The organism is Iodidimonas nitroreducens (assembly GCA_000710935.1).
Taxonomy (GTDB): domain Bacteria; phylum Pseudomonadota; class Alphaproteobacteria; order Sphingomonadales; family Rhodothalassiaceae; genus Iodidimonas; species Iodidimonas nitroreducens.
In genome coordinates, this window is sequence record BAYV01000008.1 from 50482 (window position 1) to 65778 (window position 15297).

General features: G+C 54.3%; 14 protein-coding genes and 1 tRNA gene. 6 read left to right on the forward strand and 9 right to left on the reverse strand.

Annotated features, from left to right (window positions below):
- Positions 1–34: 34 nt before the first annotated feature.
- The 3 genes from AQ1_RS02980 (at position 35) to AQ1_RS02990 (ending at position 2669) form a co-directional block, all read left to right on the forward strand.
- Positions 35–892, forward strand: coding sequence for a hypothetical protein (locus tag AQ1_RS02980; protein ID WP_042084032.1), 858 nt, complete (start codon positions 35–37; stop codon positions 890–892).
- A 185-nt stretch (positions 893–1077) separates the two neighbouring features.
- Positions 1078–2163 (forward strand): DUF262 domain-containing protein, encoded by a 1086-nt coding sequence (locus AQ1_RS02985; protein WP_042084034.1) that lies wholly within the window; start codon positions 1078–1080, stop codon positions 2161–2163.
- On the forward strand, positions 2160–2669 hold the full coding sequence (locus AQ1_RS02990; RefSeq protein ID WP_042084038.1) for a HEPN domain-containing protein: 510 nt from the start codon (positions 2160–2162) through the stop codon (positions 2667–2669). The genes AQ1_RS02985 and AQ1_RS02990 overlap by 4 nt, the downstream gene beginning before the upstream one ends.
- An 87-nt stretch (positions 2670–2756) precedes the next feature.
- Here the strand turns inward: AQ1_RS02990 and AQ1_RS02995 are convergent.
- Positions 2757–2833 (reverse strand) — tRNA-Arg (locus AQ1_RS02995).
- A gap of 93 nt (positions 2834–2926) precedes the next feature.
- Here AQ1_RS02995 and AQ1_RS03000 point away from each other — a divergent pair.
- Together AQ1_RS03000 and AQ1_RS03005 are read left to right on the forward strand one after the other, a co-directional pair.
- Positions 2927–4777, forward strand: coding sequence for an ABC-F family ATP-binding cassette domain-containing protein (locus tag AQ1_RS03000; RefSeq protein ID WP_462686933.1), 1851 nt, complete (start codon positions 2927–2929; stop codon positions 4775–4777).
- Positions 4732–5901 carry a Kelch repeat-containing protein gene (locus tag AQ1_RS03005; RefSeq protein ID WP_081837039.1) on the forward strand — a complete coding sequence of 390 codons (1170 nt, stop codon included), beginning with the start codon at positions 4732–4734 and terminating at the stop codon, positions 5899–5901. The genes AQ1_RS03000 and AQ1_RS03005 overlap by 46 nt, the downstream gene beginning before the upstream one ends.
- Positions 5902–5925: 24 nt before the next feature.
- Here AQ1_RS03005 and yaaA read toward each other — a convergent pair whose 3' ends face one another.
- Positions 5926–6705, reverse strand: coding sequence for a peroxide stress protein YaaA (yaaA, locus tag AQ1_RS03010; RefSeq protein WP_042084039.1), 780 nt, complete (start codon positions 6703–6705; stop codon positions 5926–5928).
- A 174-nt stretch (positions 6706–6879) separates the two neighbouring features.
- Here yaaA and AQ1_RS03015 point away from each other — a divergent pair, with 174 nt between their 5' ends.
- Complete coding sequence (locus tag AQ1_RS03015) at positions 6880–8169, forward strand: cystathionine gamma-synthase family protein (protein ID WP_042084041.1); 1290 nt, start codon at positions 6880–6882, stop codon at positions 8167–8169.
- A gap of 69 nt (positions 8170–8238) precedes the next feature.
- On the opposite strand, the gene AQ1_RS03020 is transcribed toward AQ1_RS03015, so the two are convergent.
- From AQ1_RS03020 to rplQ, 7 genes are all read right to left on the reverse strand, one after another.
- Positions 8239–10062 (reverse strand): DUF885 domain-containing protein, encoded by a 1824-nt coding sequence (locus tag AQ1_RS03020; RefSeq protein ID WP_462686934.1) that lies wholly within the window; start codon positions 10060–10062, stop codon positions 8239–8241.
- 46 nt (positions 10063–10108) lie between these two features.
- Positions 10109–10807 carry an ATP12 family chaperone protein gene (locus AQ1_RS03025; protein WP_042084044.1) on the reverse strand — a complete coding sequence of 233 codons (699 nt, stop codon included), beginning with the start codon at positions 10805–10807 and terminating at the stop codon, positions 10109–10111.
- Between the two features lie 5 nt (positions 10808–10812).
- Positions 10813–11217, reverse strand: a complete 405-nt coding sequence (locus AQ1_RS03030; RefSeq protein WP_042084047.1) for a hypothetical protein — start codon at positions 11215–11217, stop codon at positions 10813–10815.
- Positions 11214–11915 carry an HAD-IA family hydrolase gene (locus AQ1_RS03035; RefSeq protein WP_042084051.1) on the reverse strand — a complete coding sequence of 234 codons (702 nt, stop codon included), beginning with the start codon at positions 11913–11915 and terminating at the stop codon, positions 11214–11216. Before AQ1_RS03035 ends, AQ1_RS03030 begins: the two co-directional genes overlap by 4 nt.
- A 7-nt stretch (positions 11916–11922) precedes the next feature.
- Complete coding sequence (locus AQ1_RS03040) at positions 11923–13242, reverse strand: replication-associated recombination protein A (RefSeq protein ID WP_042084054.1); 1320 nt, start codon at positions 13240–13242, stop codon at positions 11923–11925.
- A gap of 4 nt (positions 13243–13246) precedes the next feature.
- Positions 13247–14728, reverse strand: a complete 1482-nt coding sequence (locus tag AQ1_RS03045; RefSeq protein ID WP_052370856.1) for a Do family serine endopeptidase — start codon at positions 14726–14728, stop codon at positions 13247–13249.
- A 138-nt stretch (positions 14729–14866) separates the two neighbouring features.
- Positions 14867–15289 carry a 50S ribosomal protein L17 gene (rplQ, locus tag AQ1_RS03050; protein WP_042084057.1) on the reverse strand — a complete coding sequence of 141 codons (423 nt, stop codon included), beginning with the start codon at positions 15287–15289 and terminating at the stop codon, positions 14867–14869.
- Between the last annotated feature and the right edge of the window lie 8 nt (positions 15290–15297).

The following is a 15297-nucleotide window of genomic DNA, read 5'->3' on the forward strand; positions in this document are numbered from 1 at the left end:
ACAAGATCAAAATCAACCGCATAAAGGCAGCGTGATGGAAACCACCGAGCGCATCGTAGAAGCCTATGTCCGCCATGTTAAAGGCTGGGCCACGATCCCAAACATTCGCTGTGCAAAACAAAATGAGATCGATTTAGTGGCCATCGATGCAGTTTCCCTCAGTCGTTATCACATTGAGGTCAGCATTTCGATTTCGCAAGGGTTCCGAAACTTGACGGCGATGCCTTTTGATGCGGAAAAAATGAAGGATCGTGGCCAACAGCCGACCCAACGTCGAACAGTGGGGTTCTTTGCAGAACGCAAATTCAATGCCCCAACTGTAGTGGATCGCCTGCGACAGTTCGGGTTCGAACCTGACGGGTATACGCGGATCATCGTTACATGGGGGTGGACGGAGGACGCAGCGAAAGAGGCGATGGACGCTAAAATCGAGCTATGGGATTTTCGAAATATCATTCGGGAATTAGCCGAAGCCATAAGGGGATCGCATGAATATTTCACAGACGACACGCTTAGAACCCTAAACCTTTTCATCCATGCGAGCGATGAAGCAGACCAGAACGAACACCGGGAGACTGCGGAACAACATAAGCCAAGCCACAGCGCTCCGGTGAGAGCCGCCAATGAACAATTTTGGGTCTATGAAAACTGGACAAACCAATGCGCGACTTTGCATCGAGAGACATGCTCTTTCTGCAACGATGGCCGTGGAATGCACGGCAAGTCAGCCACATCTAGCGGGCAATGGCTGGGGCCGTTCACAGACGAGGCAAAAGCTTGGGAAAGGGCAAAAGACACTCACAGACGAGACATTCGCCGCTGCGGAATTTGCTTGCCTATGACTTCTCCTAGTCCAGCGATCCCAAACATAAGATCAAGGTCAAACGGGTGAAAGCGGCATGGTGAACGAGCCTATCTTTTGCCTGGTGTTTGGTCCGTTTCGTGACTGTACCGGTCTCACATGGCATGATTTCGAATGCCCCAAAACATATACTTTTAGTTATTTTTTTATATCTTGAATTGAATGTATACAAAAAATTTAATTGTGCTATCTTAACGAGAATAAGAGGAGAGATTATGACCAAAGATAAAAACGAAGAGATCTTAGTAGAAGACGAGCCAGAAGAAGATGAGTGTGGAACACACGTAGAGTTTGATATTGCGACTTATCCCTCCGATCTAACGTTGGCAGTTATCCATGAAATGTGGAAAAATGAGGACATCACGATTCCTTCTTTTCAACGTAACTTTGTATGGAAAATTAAGCAGTCTAGCCTTCTAATTGAAAGTTTTCTTCTAGGATTACCTGTTCCCCAGGTATTTTTTTACATCGACAATGAGAGTAGAAATCTCGTCATTGATGGACAACAACGTATAATGAGCGTCATCTATTTTCTTGAGGGCTATTTTGGCACTGAAAATATGCAAGGTAGACGTGCAGTATTCCGTCTCACTGGACTGTCTGAGAAAAGTCCATATGCCAAAAAAAGATTTATTGATTTATCTTCACAGGACCAGCGACGAATAAAGGGAGCAGTCCTTCGCGCAGTAAACATTAAGCAACTAGCACCTGCAAATCAAAGCACTAGCATGTACCACATCTTCGAACGACTAAACACTGGTGGCACGCCGCTTCGGCCTCAAGAAATACGGAACTGTATTTTTCATGGCCCGTTAGTTGAGAGGCTTCAAGAACTCAATGAAGATGCCAACTGGCGGACGATACTAGCCAGCAAGCCACGCGATAAACATCAAAGAGATGTGGAAATGATTCTTCGTATATTTGCGATGACAGAGCGTGGAAGTGCCTACGAAAAACCTATGAAGGAATTTCTTAATCAGCAAATGCATATTCACGACGGCAGCAAAATTTCTCCTAAGGTTGAGCAATTTGTAAAGGGCTTTTCTACGGTAACAGATGTTATAAGAAAAGAACTAAATCCAAAACCTTTTCATATTCGTGGACCATTGAACCTCGCTGCAATGGATTCGATAATGGCTGTGCTAATTCAGAATTCGGGCAAAATACCTAAAGATATAGCAATACGATTTAAAAATCTTACCGAAAATGATGATTATCGTAAATTTATATTTTTTAATACTAGTGATGCATCAGCAGTTAAGGAAAGACTGTATTTGGCTGAAAGGCATCTAATTTTATGAATAACTATAATAATAGATTTTTAATTGTTGAAGATTACCTAAAACATATAGATCCAATGATGAGTTCAATAAAGGATGAATTTATACAAACTCGCTATATAGGCTTCATAACCATATCAGCAGTCACAGCATACGAATTGGCGATTAAAGACATATTTTACGCATTTGCAGATAAGAAGCACTCTGTTCTAGCAGACGTGACACGTGCAAGATTTTCTCGACTAAATGGAAAAATAAAAATAGATGACTTAAAAAAAGAACATGTTAAGATGTTTGGAGATAAATACTTGAATCGCTTTAAGAAAAAAATAGATGAAATGGAAAATAAACACTTAAGATCTTATCGGAAAAGTCCAAAATCAGCATATAACAATGTTATTACGTGGCGCAATCAATTTGCTCATGAAGGATCCCTGCCAAATACGACAAACTATAATGAAATTAAAGAGCAATATAACATAGGAAAAGAAGTAATACATTGCTTATGTCAAAGCATGGTTAGATAAATTATTAAAATAATAATATTAATGGTTTCTAAATTATTTAGATAATAGACTAAATTATAAACATTAAATAATAACCATAACAAAAACTGGTGCGCCCGACAGGATTTGAACCTGTGACCCCCAGATTAGGAATCTGGTGCTCTATCCTGCTGAGCTACGGGCGCCCTGATGCATCATGATCTGCCTTCATTTGCCCCATGCGTTTCGGCTTGTCAAATGAACGATCCATCGCAGCGCTTGACAAGTGGCACGGCATCTTGGCACTAGCTGCTCCCATGGCCGCACCCCCTTTGCTCACACTTGCCGGTATTCGCCTCGAATTGGGGGCCACCACCCTGTTCAGCGGGGTGGATATGGCCGTGGGGCCGAGTGATCGCCTGTGCCTTTTGGGCCGCAATGGGGCGGGCAAATCAACCCTTTTGAAAATCATCGAAGGCATCACCGAAGCCGATGGCGGCGAGCGTTTCGTGCGCCCCGGAACCGAGATCGCCACCGTGCGTCAGGAAGCCGATCTGGCGGGCTTTTCCCGGCTTTTCGATTATCTGGAAAGCGGCCTGCCGCCTTCCATGCGCGATGATCTTTATCGGGTGGAAGCCGCCCTTGATGAAGTGGGGCTTTCGGGCGAGCGCGACCCCCTTACCCTTTCGGGCGGCGAGCAGCGCAAGGCGGCGATCATCCGCGCCTTTCTGGCGGAGCCGGATATAATCCTGCTCGATGAGCCAACCAATCATCTGGATCTGCCCGGCATTGAATGGCTCGAAGACCGCCTGGCCGAATTTCGCGGGGCGATCATCATCATCAGCCATGATCGAACCTTTTTATCGCGGCTGACCAGCGCCTGTTTATGGCTGGATCGCGGCGTGGTGAAACGGCTGGATAAAGGCTTTGCCGCTTTTGAAGAATGGGTGGAGCTTGAATTCGAGCGCGAGGCCGCCAATACCGCCAAGCTCGACAAGCTGATCGCCGAGGAAACCCGCTGGTCACGCGAGGGCATATCGGCCCGGCGCACCCGCAATCAGGGGCGTTTGCGCCGCCTTCATGCTTTGCGCCAAAGCCGCCGCGAGATCATCGCCCGCAGCGGTACGGCGGCCCTTGTCGCCGCAGATGGCCGCACATCGGGCAAGCTGGTGATCGAAGCCGAACATGTGTGCAAGGCTTTTGATGACCATGTGATTGCCGATGATTTTTCCACCCGCATTCTGCGCGGCGATCGCGTGGGGATCATTGGCCCGAATGGGGCCGGGAAATCCACCCTTTTAAAAATGCTGATCGGCGAGATCGAACCCGATGCCGGGGTGATCCGGCGCGGCACCAATCTTGACATGCTGGTCATCGATCAAAAGCGCGACAGCCTCGATCCCAATCTCACCTTGTGGGAAACGCTGACCGGCGGCAGTTCCGATCAGGTGATGGTGCGCGGCACGCCCAAGCATGTGGTGGCCTATCTGAAAGATTTTCTGTTCAGCCCGGCGCAGGCGAGAAGCCCGGTTCATGCCCTTTCAGGGGGCGAGAAAAACCGCCTGATGCTGGCCCGGGCGCTGACCAAGCCATCGAACCTGATGGTGCTGGATGAGCCCACCAATGATCTGGACATGGAAACCCTTGATCTTTTGCAGGATGTGCTGGCCGATTATGAAGGCACCATTTTGCTGGTGAGCCATGATCGCGATTTCCTTGATCGGCTGGTGACTAGCACTTTGATGTTTGAAGGCGAAGGCCGGATCGAAGATTATGCGGGCGGCTATAGCGATATGATGCGCCAGCGTGCACAAAGCCGCAGCCAAAAGCATCAGGTGCCACAAAAAACCGACAGCCGAAAAAGCGAATCCGAAAAACCCGAGCCCGCAAAAACCCGGGCAGACAGCGCCAATCGCCTGAGCTTTAACCAGAAACATCGCCTGAAAACTCTGCCAAACGAGATCAGCGCCCTGCTCGATGCGATTTCAAAGCTTGAAAAACTGCTCGCAGACCCGCAAGCCTATAGCCGAGACCCGGCGAAATATGCGCTGGCGGGCAAAACATGCGATCAATATCGCAAGGATCTGGCTTCAAAGGAAGAAGAATGGCTCCATCTGGAAATGCTGCGCGAAGAAATCGAAGGCCCCTGATCGGCGGACCGGCGCAAAAATCGGCACGCGGCCCAAAAGCCGCCTTTGGCCGGGTAATCAGGCTGGGTTTTATCCCCCTTCTGGCTGCCCTCACCGCCGCCTGTATCCAAACGCCTGCACCCACAGCCCTGCCCCCTTCGCCCTTTTCCCCGATGCCCGAAGCCCACAGCAATAATGCCACAGCCGTGCTGATCCGCGATCAGGGCCCGGTTTTCTACAGCTTCATGGGGCTGAAATCCGGCAAAAGCCAAAGTGACATTTCCACCGCTGCCTTTGCCTATGATCTTACCACCGATCAGTGGCAGCGGATCAATCCCGTGCCGGTGCCCGAAGGCCGCCTGGCCTCGGTGGCGGTGCCCTTGAATGGCGCCATCTATCTCTTTGGCGGCTATCGGGTGCTGGCTGATGGCCATGAAATCTCAACCCCCCATGTTTTTCGTTACGAACCCGAAACGGGCACCTATCACCGGCTGGCTGATATTCCAAAGCCGGTGGATGATAGTGTCGCTTTCGGCTATGCGGATCGCTATATCTATCTGGTTTCCGGCTGGCATATGGATGGCAATGTGGCCACTGTGCAGGTTTTCGATAGCGTGGAAGGGGTGTGGTTCAATGCCACCGAATTTCCCGGCATCCCGGTTTTCGGCCATGCGGGCGGCATCGTATCTGATCGTTTCCTGATCATCGATGGGGTTGCGGTTTTAGGCGAACAGGATGGCAAACGGCAGTTCGGGCTGGTGAAACAGGCCTGGGTGGGGCACATCAATCCCGATGATCCATCGGATATTCAATGGCAAAAAGCCCCCGATCATGGGGGCGCACCCCTCTACCGCGCCGCTGCCACAGGATCGGAAGATCGCGGGATGGTTCTGTTCGCTGGCGGATCAGCCACCGCCTATAATTATAATGGCATTGGCTATGATGGCACCCCGGCGGCCCCATCGGCTCGGGTTTTTGGCTATGATCCCTTCAATGATCTGTGGATGGGCTTTGCCGATAAGCCGATCCCAAGCATGGATCACCGCGCTTTGCTGCCTGCAAATGGTGCGTTCTGGACCATCGGTGGCATGATTGCCGGGCAGAAGGTCAGCCCGCTTGTGGATCGGATCGACGCGATCGAATAATCGCATCTTTCGCGCGGCGCATTTTTATGAGCGGCTATCCGGGCGCAGAAAGGTCCAATGATGGGGCTTGGATGCCTTGGGCGCGAAGCGATAACCATCAAGATCGAAATCCTTCAGATCCTCGGCCCGCTCGATTTTATTCACCGCAATATAGCGGGCCATCAGGCCCCGGGCTTTTTTGGCAAAAAAGCTGATCATCCTGAATTGGCCATCCCGATCTTCACGAAAATCAATCTGATAAACCGGCACCCCCAGCGCTTTGGGGTCCACCGCCTTGAAATATTCCTGGCTTGCCAGATTGATCAGGCAATCATGGCCATCCTCTTGCAGATCCCGGGCGAGGGCTTTGGTGATCTTGTCGCCCCAAAATCCATAAAGATCGGCGGCTTTTGTGGTTTTGAACCGGGTGCCCATTTCAAGACGATAGGGCTGCATCAGATCAAGGGGCCGCAAAAGCCCATAAAGCCCTGATAAAATGCGCAGATGCTTTTGGGCGTGGGCCAGCCCATCCGCATCCAGATGATCGGCATCCAATCCCTGATACACATCGCCCTTGAAAGTGAAAATCGCCGGTTTGGCATTGGTGGGATCAAAGGGCGGGGAAAACGCCTTGAACCCCTGATAGGTTTTTTCGGCCAAAGCATCGGACAAATGCATCAGCCCCTGCAAATGGGCCGCCCCCATGCGGGCCCCATCCTGCGCCAGCGCCGTGGCGTCTTCCAGAAAGCGCGGCTGGCTATAATCCGCACTGGGCGGTGCTGAGTCGGCATCGAGTTTTTTGGCAGGGGACAAAACAGCAAGCATCTCAAATGGCCCTCATTATGAAGGATGGAAAAAGCGGATGGGTCTTTCATCGCAATATCTTGTCGTTCTTGTCAAAACGCATGGCAAGGCTTTTCATCTGGGGCTATGACTAAAGCCTGTCAAGGAATGGCCATAATATGCAGCTTTTAAACCCCAAGCGATCAAGGATCAGAGATGAGCGATAAAACCAAGAATTTCCGCCGTCGCACCATTGGCAATCATGTGCTGAAGCCGGAAACACAGATGATGGGCTATGGTTTTGACCCCAGCCTTTCCGAAGGATCGCTCAAGCCACCGGTTTTCCTCACCTCGACCTTTGTTTTTGAATCTGCCGAACATGGCCGCGATTTTTTCGATGTGGTCAGCGGTCGCCGTGAAGCCCGACCCGATGAAGTTTCAGGGCTGATTTATTCGCGCTTCAATAATCCCGATATGGAAGTGCTGGAAGATCGCCTTTCCCTTTGGGAAGATGCCGAAATGGCGATTGTCTATTCCTCGGGCATGGCCGCCATTTATTCCGCCATCATGGCCCATTTGCAGCCCGGCGAAGTGCTGATCTATTCCCAGCCCATTTATGGCGGCACCGAAACGCTTTTGCTCAATCTGCTGCCCAAATGGGGCATCAAAACCGTTGGTTTCATTGCCAATGACAGCCACAAGGCCGTGGATGACGCCTTTGCCAAAGCCCAAAAGCTGGGCCCCATCGGCATGGTTCTGGCTGAAACGCCGGCCAATCCCACCAATGGGCTGGTGGATATCCATTATCTGGCCGAAAAGGTGAAAGACGCCCGCAATACCGCCGGGGAACGCCCGCCCTTGGCGCTGGACAACACCTTTTTAGGCCCGGTTTGGCAAAAGCCCCTGTTGCACGGGGCCGATATCGTTCTCTATTCGATGACCAAATATATCGGTGGCCATTCCGATCTGGTGGCCGGTGCCGCCATGGGATCGAGCCGTTGGCTCAAGCCAATGAAAGCCCTGCGCGGGGCCATTGGCAATCAGATCGATCCCCATACCTGCTGGATGGTTCTGCGCAGCCTTGAAACGCTGAAAATCCGCATGGAAAAAGCCACCGAAAATGCCCGCATCGTTGCCGAATATCTTGATGGGCATGAAAAGGTTGAAAAAGTGCATTATCTGGGCTTTTTAAAGCCCGGCAGCCCGGCCCATGCGGTTTATGAAAAACAGTGCCTTGCGCCGGGGTCCACCTTTGCCTTCGATGTCAAGGGCGGCGAGGCGGAAGCTTTCCGCTTTCTCAATGCACTCACCGTTTTAAAGCTGGCTGTCAGCCTTGGTGGCACAGAAACCCTGATCAGCCACCCGGCCTCTACCACCCATTCCGGGGTGCCGAAAGATCTGCGCGATCTGGCCGGGATTTCCGGGGCTTTATGCCGGGTTTCGGTGGGTATTGAAGATGCCGATGATCTGATCGCCGATCTGAAACAGGCTTTGGAAAAAATCTGATCGCGCACCCCCGGATCGGCAGGATGGCGATCTCAACTTGTCATTCTGTCGCATCCGGGGAGCCTGTAGTCAGGGGGCGAGGGACGCCGCGATAAAGGCATCGATCTGTTGATCCAGAACCGGCAAAGGCAAAGAGCCATTCCCCAAAAGAGCATCATGGAACAGGCGCAGATCAAAACGATCCCCCAAAGCCTTTTCCGCCCGCGCCCGTAAATCCAGAATTTTCATCTCGCCCAGCTTATAGCCCAGCGCCTGCCCCGGCCATGAGATATAGCGATCCACTTCGGTTTCGATATTATGCTGAGACAGGGCGGAGTTTTCCTGAAAAAAGGCCACTGCCTGCGCCCGGCTCCAGCCCATGGCATGAAGGCCGGTATCCACCACCAGCCGCCCGGCACGCCAAATTTCATAGGTCAGGCGGCCAAAATGTTCATAGGGTGTTTGGTAGATGCCCATCTCCTGACCCAGCTTTTCGCTATAAAGCCCCCAACCCTCGCCAAAGGCCACCACATACATCGCCTTGCGAAACTCCGGCACATCCTGATTTTCCCGGGCGAGGGCCGTTTGCAGATGATGGCCGGGCACACCTTCATGCAGGGTCAAAGCGGGCAGATTATATAAGGGGCGCTTTCCCAGATCATAGGTATTGACCATGAACAGCCCCCCGCGCACGCCATCCACCGGCCCCCAATAGCGGCCCGTGGTATAGTTGGGGGCAATCGCATCGGGCACCGCCCGCACCCCATAAGGAATGCGCGGCAGGGTCTTGAAAAAGGCGGGCAGCTTTTCATCGATCTGTTTGGCGATCCAGGCGGCCCTGTTCAGCAATTCCTGAGATGTTTGGGCATAAAATTGCGGATCAGTGCGCAGGAAAGCGAGAAAATCGGCAAAGCTGCCTTCAAAGCTCAGATCATCGATGATCACCTGCATCTCGGCGCGAATACGCGCCGCTTCATCCAAACCGATCTGATGAATTTCGGCTGCTGAAAGATCCAATGTGGTATAGGATCGGATGAGCATGGCATAATAATCTTCGCCATCGGGCAGGGCTGTGGCCCCCAATGTTTCGCGGGCGGCGGGGCTGTAATCTTCGACGAAAAAGCGATGCAGCGCCCCCAAGACGGGCAAAAGATCCTGCCTTAGAATGGCCTCGGCCTCGGCCCGCAGCCTTTTCTGATCCGCCGCCGTGATGCTGCCGGGCATCTGCGCGAAGGGTTTGTAAAAGGCGCTGTCTTCGGGCTTTTCCACTGCCAAAGCCGCAAAGCCGGGGGCAACATTGGGCAGAATGGCCCGGGGCATGGTAAAGCCATCCGCCATGCCCTGCCGCATATTGCCCATGCCTTGGGCGAAATAGGGGGCAAGCTTTGAAAGCCGCGCAAGATAGGCTTCATACTGCGCCAGAGTTTGAAACGGTATGGCTTCCACCGACATCACCGCCGCCGTATGAAAGCCGCTATCCGAGACAAAGGGAATCCGCCAGGGCCGATAGGCACCCCGATCAAGGCGCCCCCGCAGCAGATGCGCAAAAAGATCGGCATTAAGGCGATCCTCGGCATCCAGATCGCTGCGTGCAATCTCATCAAGCCGTTCGAGAAACTGGCGATCCTCGGCCAAAGCCGCCATCTGCGCCGCTTCTGATAGATCGGGAACCTCTGAATCCGCAGCCCTCACCCCGCGCTGGCTGGCCATGAAAGGCTGCCTTTGTAGCCGTGCCTGCCATTCATCGGCAAAAAGCTGATGCAGGGCTGTGGCCGCCGCATCCGGTTTCATCGCAGGCGTGGAAGGCTGGTTCGGGGCGGCTTGCCCGGCCTTCGCAGGCCCGCCCCCCCAAGAAGACAAGCCAAAAGCGGCAAACATAAAAAGCACCGGGATCAAGGCTTTGAAGCGAGGCATAGACCATTCCACAGTTGATTTTCAAAAAATCAGCTTGGCATATCCTTCATAAAAGCGATAGCCAGCAATCCAGATCGTCAAATTCGCGGAGCAGACTTTGGCGCTTGGCCAGCGCCTCTGCATCCTCGCCCCAGCGGGCCATCTGATGATCTTCATCCACCATGGCCGCAGCCCAAAATCCATCGCGATCCAGCCGCCCACAAACATAGGCCAGCCCTAAAACCACCGATCCGCTCAGGGTGGTGGCGCTATGAAGGGCCATCAGCCGATGATCATCCAATCCGGCGATCAACGCCCGCAAGGCCCCCAGCGCCTGTTCATCCTGCGCCACCGGGCTGACCCCGCAGGTAACGGCCAGCGAGATATGATGGGTGCTTTCGAGCCAGGAAAGCGGCGGGTTCCAATGGTCTTTCTGGGCAGCCACCAAAGACTCCGGAGCCTCGGCGCGATAGCAGGTGAGATCGGTGGCACCAAAAGCGGCGATCTCATCGATCACCGATGGGCGGCGGCCCTTGACCCGATCAAGGCTGCTGTTCAAAAAACGGGTGATGGGCATCTGCGCGGGATCGATGCGATCCCCCACGCTTTGCCATTCCGCCACAATGGCATCGGCCATGGCGGCGGTGGGGGCGATCAGATCGGCTTTCAATGGGGTTTTGACCGGGCGACCATCAAGGGCGATACAAAAGCCCGATCCTGCGGCCACTTTATCCGCCTGCCGGTAAAAGCGCTTGATTGCCGCCATCGGGTCTATGATCCGTTTTTTTCAGGGTGCTGCCGATAGCGGCGACGCTGATGCCTTTGCTGCTTGCGCCTTGTGGCCTGCTTTTTTTCATCCATTCCGCTTTCCACATGCACCCCAAACAGGCCCAGATGCCGGAAAGGCACCGCCCAGGCATCGCGCAGATATTGAAACCGCCGGGTGATCGCCGCCCCCAAACGGGCATTGGAAAAGCACATCACCATCAAAAGGGTTGCCGCCACCAGCAGCATCAGGATCAATGTCAGCACCGTAAAAAGGGCGGTGAGGATTTCATTCGATCCCACATAATCCATCTGATCCAGCACCACATAATCGAGCAGGGCAAAAAACAGAAACAACCCCGCAAGCTGGAGAAAATAAAATCGGCGCTTTGGTGGTTCCGGCGGTGTCATGCTGTGGCCTTTGCCAATAAATTGCTGATATCATGGGGTAGTTCATCCCCATTGCGGCTGATGGCATGGGCCCCTGCGGCCAGCAGATCGGCGGTCGCATGATAGCCCCATGAAACACCCAAGCCCCAGGCCCCTGCGGCCCGGGCCATCAGTATATCATAGCTTGTATCACCGATAAGGATGGTTTTTTCAGGGGCCATACCAGCTTCATCCATCGCCGCCAGAAGCATCGAGGGATGCGGTTTCGAGGGATGGGTATCCGCCGTTTGCAGGCTGATGAAATAATCCGCCAGATTATGGTGGGCGAGGATCGAATTGAGGCCCCGGATCGATTTTCCGGTGGCCACCGCCAATAAAACACCCTCATTCCGCAAATGATCGAGGGTGCTTTTGATGCCGGGATAAAGCGGTTCCTGCCGATGCCCATCTCTTGCCCGCAAATCCACAAAAGCCTGTTTATAGGCATCCGCCAAAAGCCCGGGCAAAGCCGGATCGGGATCGCGATCGGCCGTGATTTTGGCACCGCCCTGCAAAAGAGCGGTCATCGCTTCGGGCAAGGACAAACCCACGATCTGGCGGATCTGCGCATCCGAAGGGGCGGCCCGATCATTGGCGGCAAAAGCCATCCGCATGGCGCTGATGATTACATGCTGGCTATCCACCAGCGTTCCATCACAATCAAAAACAGCAAGCATCATTCACGCCTCATTCTTTATTCTTTTTCTGGGATCGCAGGCGGTCCCAATAGGCCAGCCTTTTGGCGATATCCCGCTCAAAGCCGCGCTCGGGCGGCTGGTAAAAACTTTGGCGCGGCAGATCATCGGGAAAACAATTCTGGCCGGAAAAGCCATCTTCATGATCATGATCATAAAGATAGCCCGCCCCATAGCCCAGATCCTTCATCATCTTGGTGGGGGCATTCATAAGATGCGCCGGGGGCATCAGCCCGCCATGATCGCGGGCCGCCTGCAGCGCCGCCTTCGAGGCTTTATAGGCGGCATTGGATTTTGGCGCGGTGGCCAGATAAAGCGCGGCTTCAAAAATCGCCAGTTCCCCTTCAGGGCTGCCCAGAAACTGATAGGCTTCTTTTGCCGCCAGGGCCTGCCTGAGCGCCTGCGGATCGGCCAGCCCCACATCCTCGCTGGCAAAGCGCACCAGTCTGCGCAGGATGAACAGGGGATTTTCCCCGGCGTCCAGTGCCCGGGCCAGCCAATAAAGGGCGGCATCCGCATCCGAACTGCGCAAGGATTTATGAAGGGCAGAGGCCAGATTATAATGCCCATCGCGATCTTTATCATGGCTGGGGGCACGCTTTTGCAAAAGGCTTGTGAGCGCATCGCCGTCCAATGGCTGATCGCCCCCCAGATCATGAAGGACTTCCACCTGATTGAGCAGCATCCGGCCATCGCCATCGGCCATGGCAATCAGCATATCGCGCGCGGCAGGCGTGAGCTGCAAAGGCTGGGGCAGATGGGCTTCGGCGCGGGCCAGCAGGGCCTGCAGGGCCACATCATCAAGGCGCTTTAGCTGCAAAACCTGCATCCGCGACAATAAAGCGCCATTGATTTCAAAGGACGGATTTTCCGTCGTCGCGCCGATCAGGGTCAGGGTACCATCCTCGACATAAGGGAGGAAGCTATCCTGCTGAGACCGGTTGAAGCGATGAATTTCATCCACAAACAGCAAGGTGGCCTGTCCCATCTGGCGATGATGACGGGCCGCTTCAAAAATTTTCTTGAGATCGGCAACACCCGATAAAATCGCAGAAATCTGCACGAACCGAAGCGCACCCATCGCCGCCAAAAGCCGGGCGATGGTGGTCTTACCCGTCCCCGGCGGGCCCCACAGAATGACCGAGCTGATGGTTGATCTGGCGATCATCCGACCAAGGGGGGCATCATCTGCCAAAAGATGATCCTGGCCTACCACGTCCCCTAACTGCTGCGGACGCAGGCGATCCGCCAAAGGTGCAGGTTTCGCGCCTGCCTCTGTCGCCGGATCCGCTCTGGCAAAAAGATCACTCACCCTGTCATCCCGCGACGCGGCACTCCGCAGAGCCGTTTTTGAAAACTGCACAATCAAGAAGCCGCCCATTGCGGCGCACCCGATAAACCCATTCCTCCCATGGCTGTTGGGTGATCGCAAGCAGATCGGCAACGGTTGTCATCGCCTCATTTTGCAGATTCATGATCTCGTCGCCGGGGCGAACATAGCCATAGCGTGCCGCCGGGCTGCGATTGGCAATCTCCAGCACGATCACCCCTTTGCGCATGGGATCAAGGCCCAATTCTTCGGCATAGCGGGGCGAGAGATTGCCGACCGTTATCCCTTGAAAGGGATGGCGACCATCCAGCCGGGTGATGCTGCGTTCCGGGGTTTCAGGCAGAAGCGCCAGAACCACCCGCTCCTCGATCCTTTGGCCATCGCGCAAAATGTCCAGCACCACCGCATCTCCCTCACCACGGGTGGCGGTGCGAAAGCGCAGACCATTTTCATCGATCACATCCTCGCCATCGATCTGCAAAATCACATCGCCGGGCAAAAGCCCCGCTTGATCGGCAGGCCCTTCGGGATAAAGCTCGCTGATCATCACCCCGCCGGGGCGATCAAGCCCCACGGCCGACGCCATATCAGCCGTCACCGGCTGACCCGCAATGCCAAGCCAGGGGCGGATGATTTCCCCCCCATCAAGGGCGGCCTTGATCACTGATCGCACCATCGAGGCTGGGATCGCAAATCCGATTCCGCTGGTATCGCCGGTGCGCGAGAAAATTGCCGTATTGATGCCCACCAGATCCCCGTTCAAACCCACCAGCGCCCCTCCGGAATTGCCAGGATTAACCGCCGCATCGGTTTGGATGAAAAAGCCATAATCGCTCACGCCGATCTGGGTGCGGGCCTTGGCCGAAACGATCCCCGCCGTCACCGTTTGGCCGATGCCGAAAGGATTGCCAATGGCCAGAACGATATCGCCCACCTCCGCATCATCGGCCTCGGCCAAGCGGGCAAAGGGCAAAGCCGCCCCGGCGGGATCGATCTGCAAAATGGCAAGATCGGTGCGGGCATCCGATAAAATCACCTCCGCCGTGAATTCCCGGCGATCGGCCAGCACCACCTTGATCACATCGGCATCGCCAATAACATGATGATTGGTAACGATCACCCCATTATCCCGCACGATGACCCCCGATCCCAAAGACCGTTCGATCCGCTCACGCGGGGCACCAAAGCTGAAATTATCGCCCATGAACCGGCGAAAAAAGGGATCGCTGAACACCGACCGCCGCGCCGCCACCTTGCGCGCCGTATAGATATTGACCACCGCAGGGGCAACATCGCGCACCACCGGAGCATAGGATAAAAGCACCTCGCCTTGCCCCGAAGGCACCCGACGATCAGGCCCATCAGGCATTTGTGCCCGGCTGCTCTGCCCCGCCAAAGCAGCCAGCACAAAAACGCAAGCGGCTATCAAAAAGCGTTTACGCCCAAAGCGTTGAGAGAGTGCGATCATGAATACGCCTTTCTTCGCGGATGTGGCTCAATTGGTTTTAGCAGCAATCACCATGGCGGCAAAAAGGAAAAAGCCCCTTCCCATGCGGGAAAGGGCGTCAACCAAAAGCGCGATCAAAAGACGGGGAGACAGCCACCCTCAGGCGGCATCTTCCATGTCATCATCGAGATGAACGGGCCCGGAGTCCTTGCCCTTGGCCTCTTCATTGCGATCCACCAATTCGATGATCGCCAAAGGGGCATTATCGCCTTTTCTGAAGCCTGCTTTCAGCACGCGCACATAACCGCCGGGGCGATCCGCATAGCGGGTGGCCAGTTCGGAAAAGATTTTCTCGACCAGACCTTCGCTTTGCAATTGCGCAATGGCGCGACGGCGATTGGCGAGGCCACCCTTTTTACCCAGGGTGATCAGCTTTTCCAGCACCGGGCGAAGCTCTTTCGCCTTGGGCAGGGTGGTGATGATCTGCTCATGCTTCACAAGGGCTTGTGACATATTCATGAACAGGGAACGGCGGTGGGACGAGGTCCGACCAAGCTTACGTCCGGCGTTACGATGCCGCATTGTCTCTC

What these genes read in the sequence shown, in the direction of transcription:
- AQ1_RS03020 (WP_462686934.1), bottom strand. Translation starts at nt 10,062, where the DNA reads ATGCCTCGCTTCAAAGCCTTGATCCCGGTGCTTTTTATGTTTGCCGCT.
- AQ1_RS02985 (WP_042084034.1), top strand. Translation starts at nt 1,078, where the DNA reads ATGACCAAAGATAAAAACGAAGAGATCTTAGTAGAAGACGAGCCAGAA.
- AQ1_RS03005 (WP_081837039.1), top strand. Translation starts at nt 4,732, where the DNA reads ATGGCTCCATCTGGAAATGCTGCGCGAAGAAATCGAAGGCCCCTGATC.
- rplQ (WP_042084057.1), bottom strand. Translation starts at nt 15,289, where the DNA reads ATGCGGCATCGTAACGCCGGACGTAAGCTTGGTCGGACCTCGTCCCAC.
- AQ1_RS02990 (WP_042084038.1), top strand. Translation starts at nt 2,160, where the DNA reads ATGAATAACTATAATAATAGATTTTTAATTGTTGAAGATTACCTAAAA.
- AQ1_RS03030 (WP_042084047.1), bottom strand. Translation starts at nt 11,217, where the DNA reads ATGACACCGCCGGAACCACCAAAGCGCCGATTTTATTTTCTCCAGCTT.
- AQ1_RS03025 (WP_042084044.1), bottom strand. Translation starts at nt 10,807, where the DNA reads ATGGCGGCAATCAAGCGCTTTTACCGGCAGGCGGATAAAGTGGCCGCA.
- AQ1_RS03015 (WP_042084041.1), top strand. Translation starts at nt 6,880, where the DNA reads ATGAGCGATAAAACCAAGAATTTCCGCCGTCGCACCATTGGCAATCAT.
- AQ1_RS02980 (WP_042084032.1), top strand. Translation starts at nt 35, where the DNA reads ATGGAAACCACCGAGCGCATCGTAGAAGCCTATGTCCGCCATGTTAAA.
- AQ1_RS03045 (WP_052370856.1), bottom strand. Translation starts at nt 14,728, where the DNA reads ATGATCGCACTCTCTCAACGCTTTGGGCGTAAACGCTTTTTGATAGCC.
- yaaA (WP_042084039.1), bottom strand. Translation starts at nt 6,705, where the DNA reads ATGCTTGCTGTTTTGTCCCCTGCCAAAAAACTCGATGCCGACTCAGCA.
- AQ1_RS03035 (WP_042084051.1), bottom strand. Translation starts at nt 11,915, where the DNA reads ATGATGCTTGCTGTTTTTGATTGTGATGGAACGCTGGTGGATAGCCAG.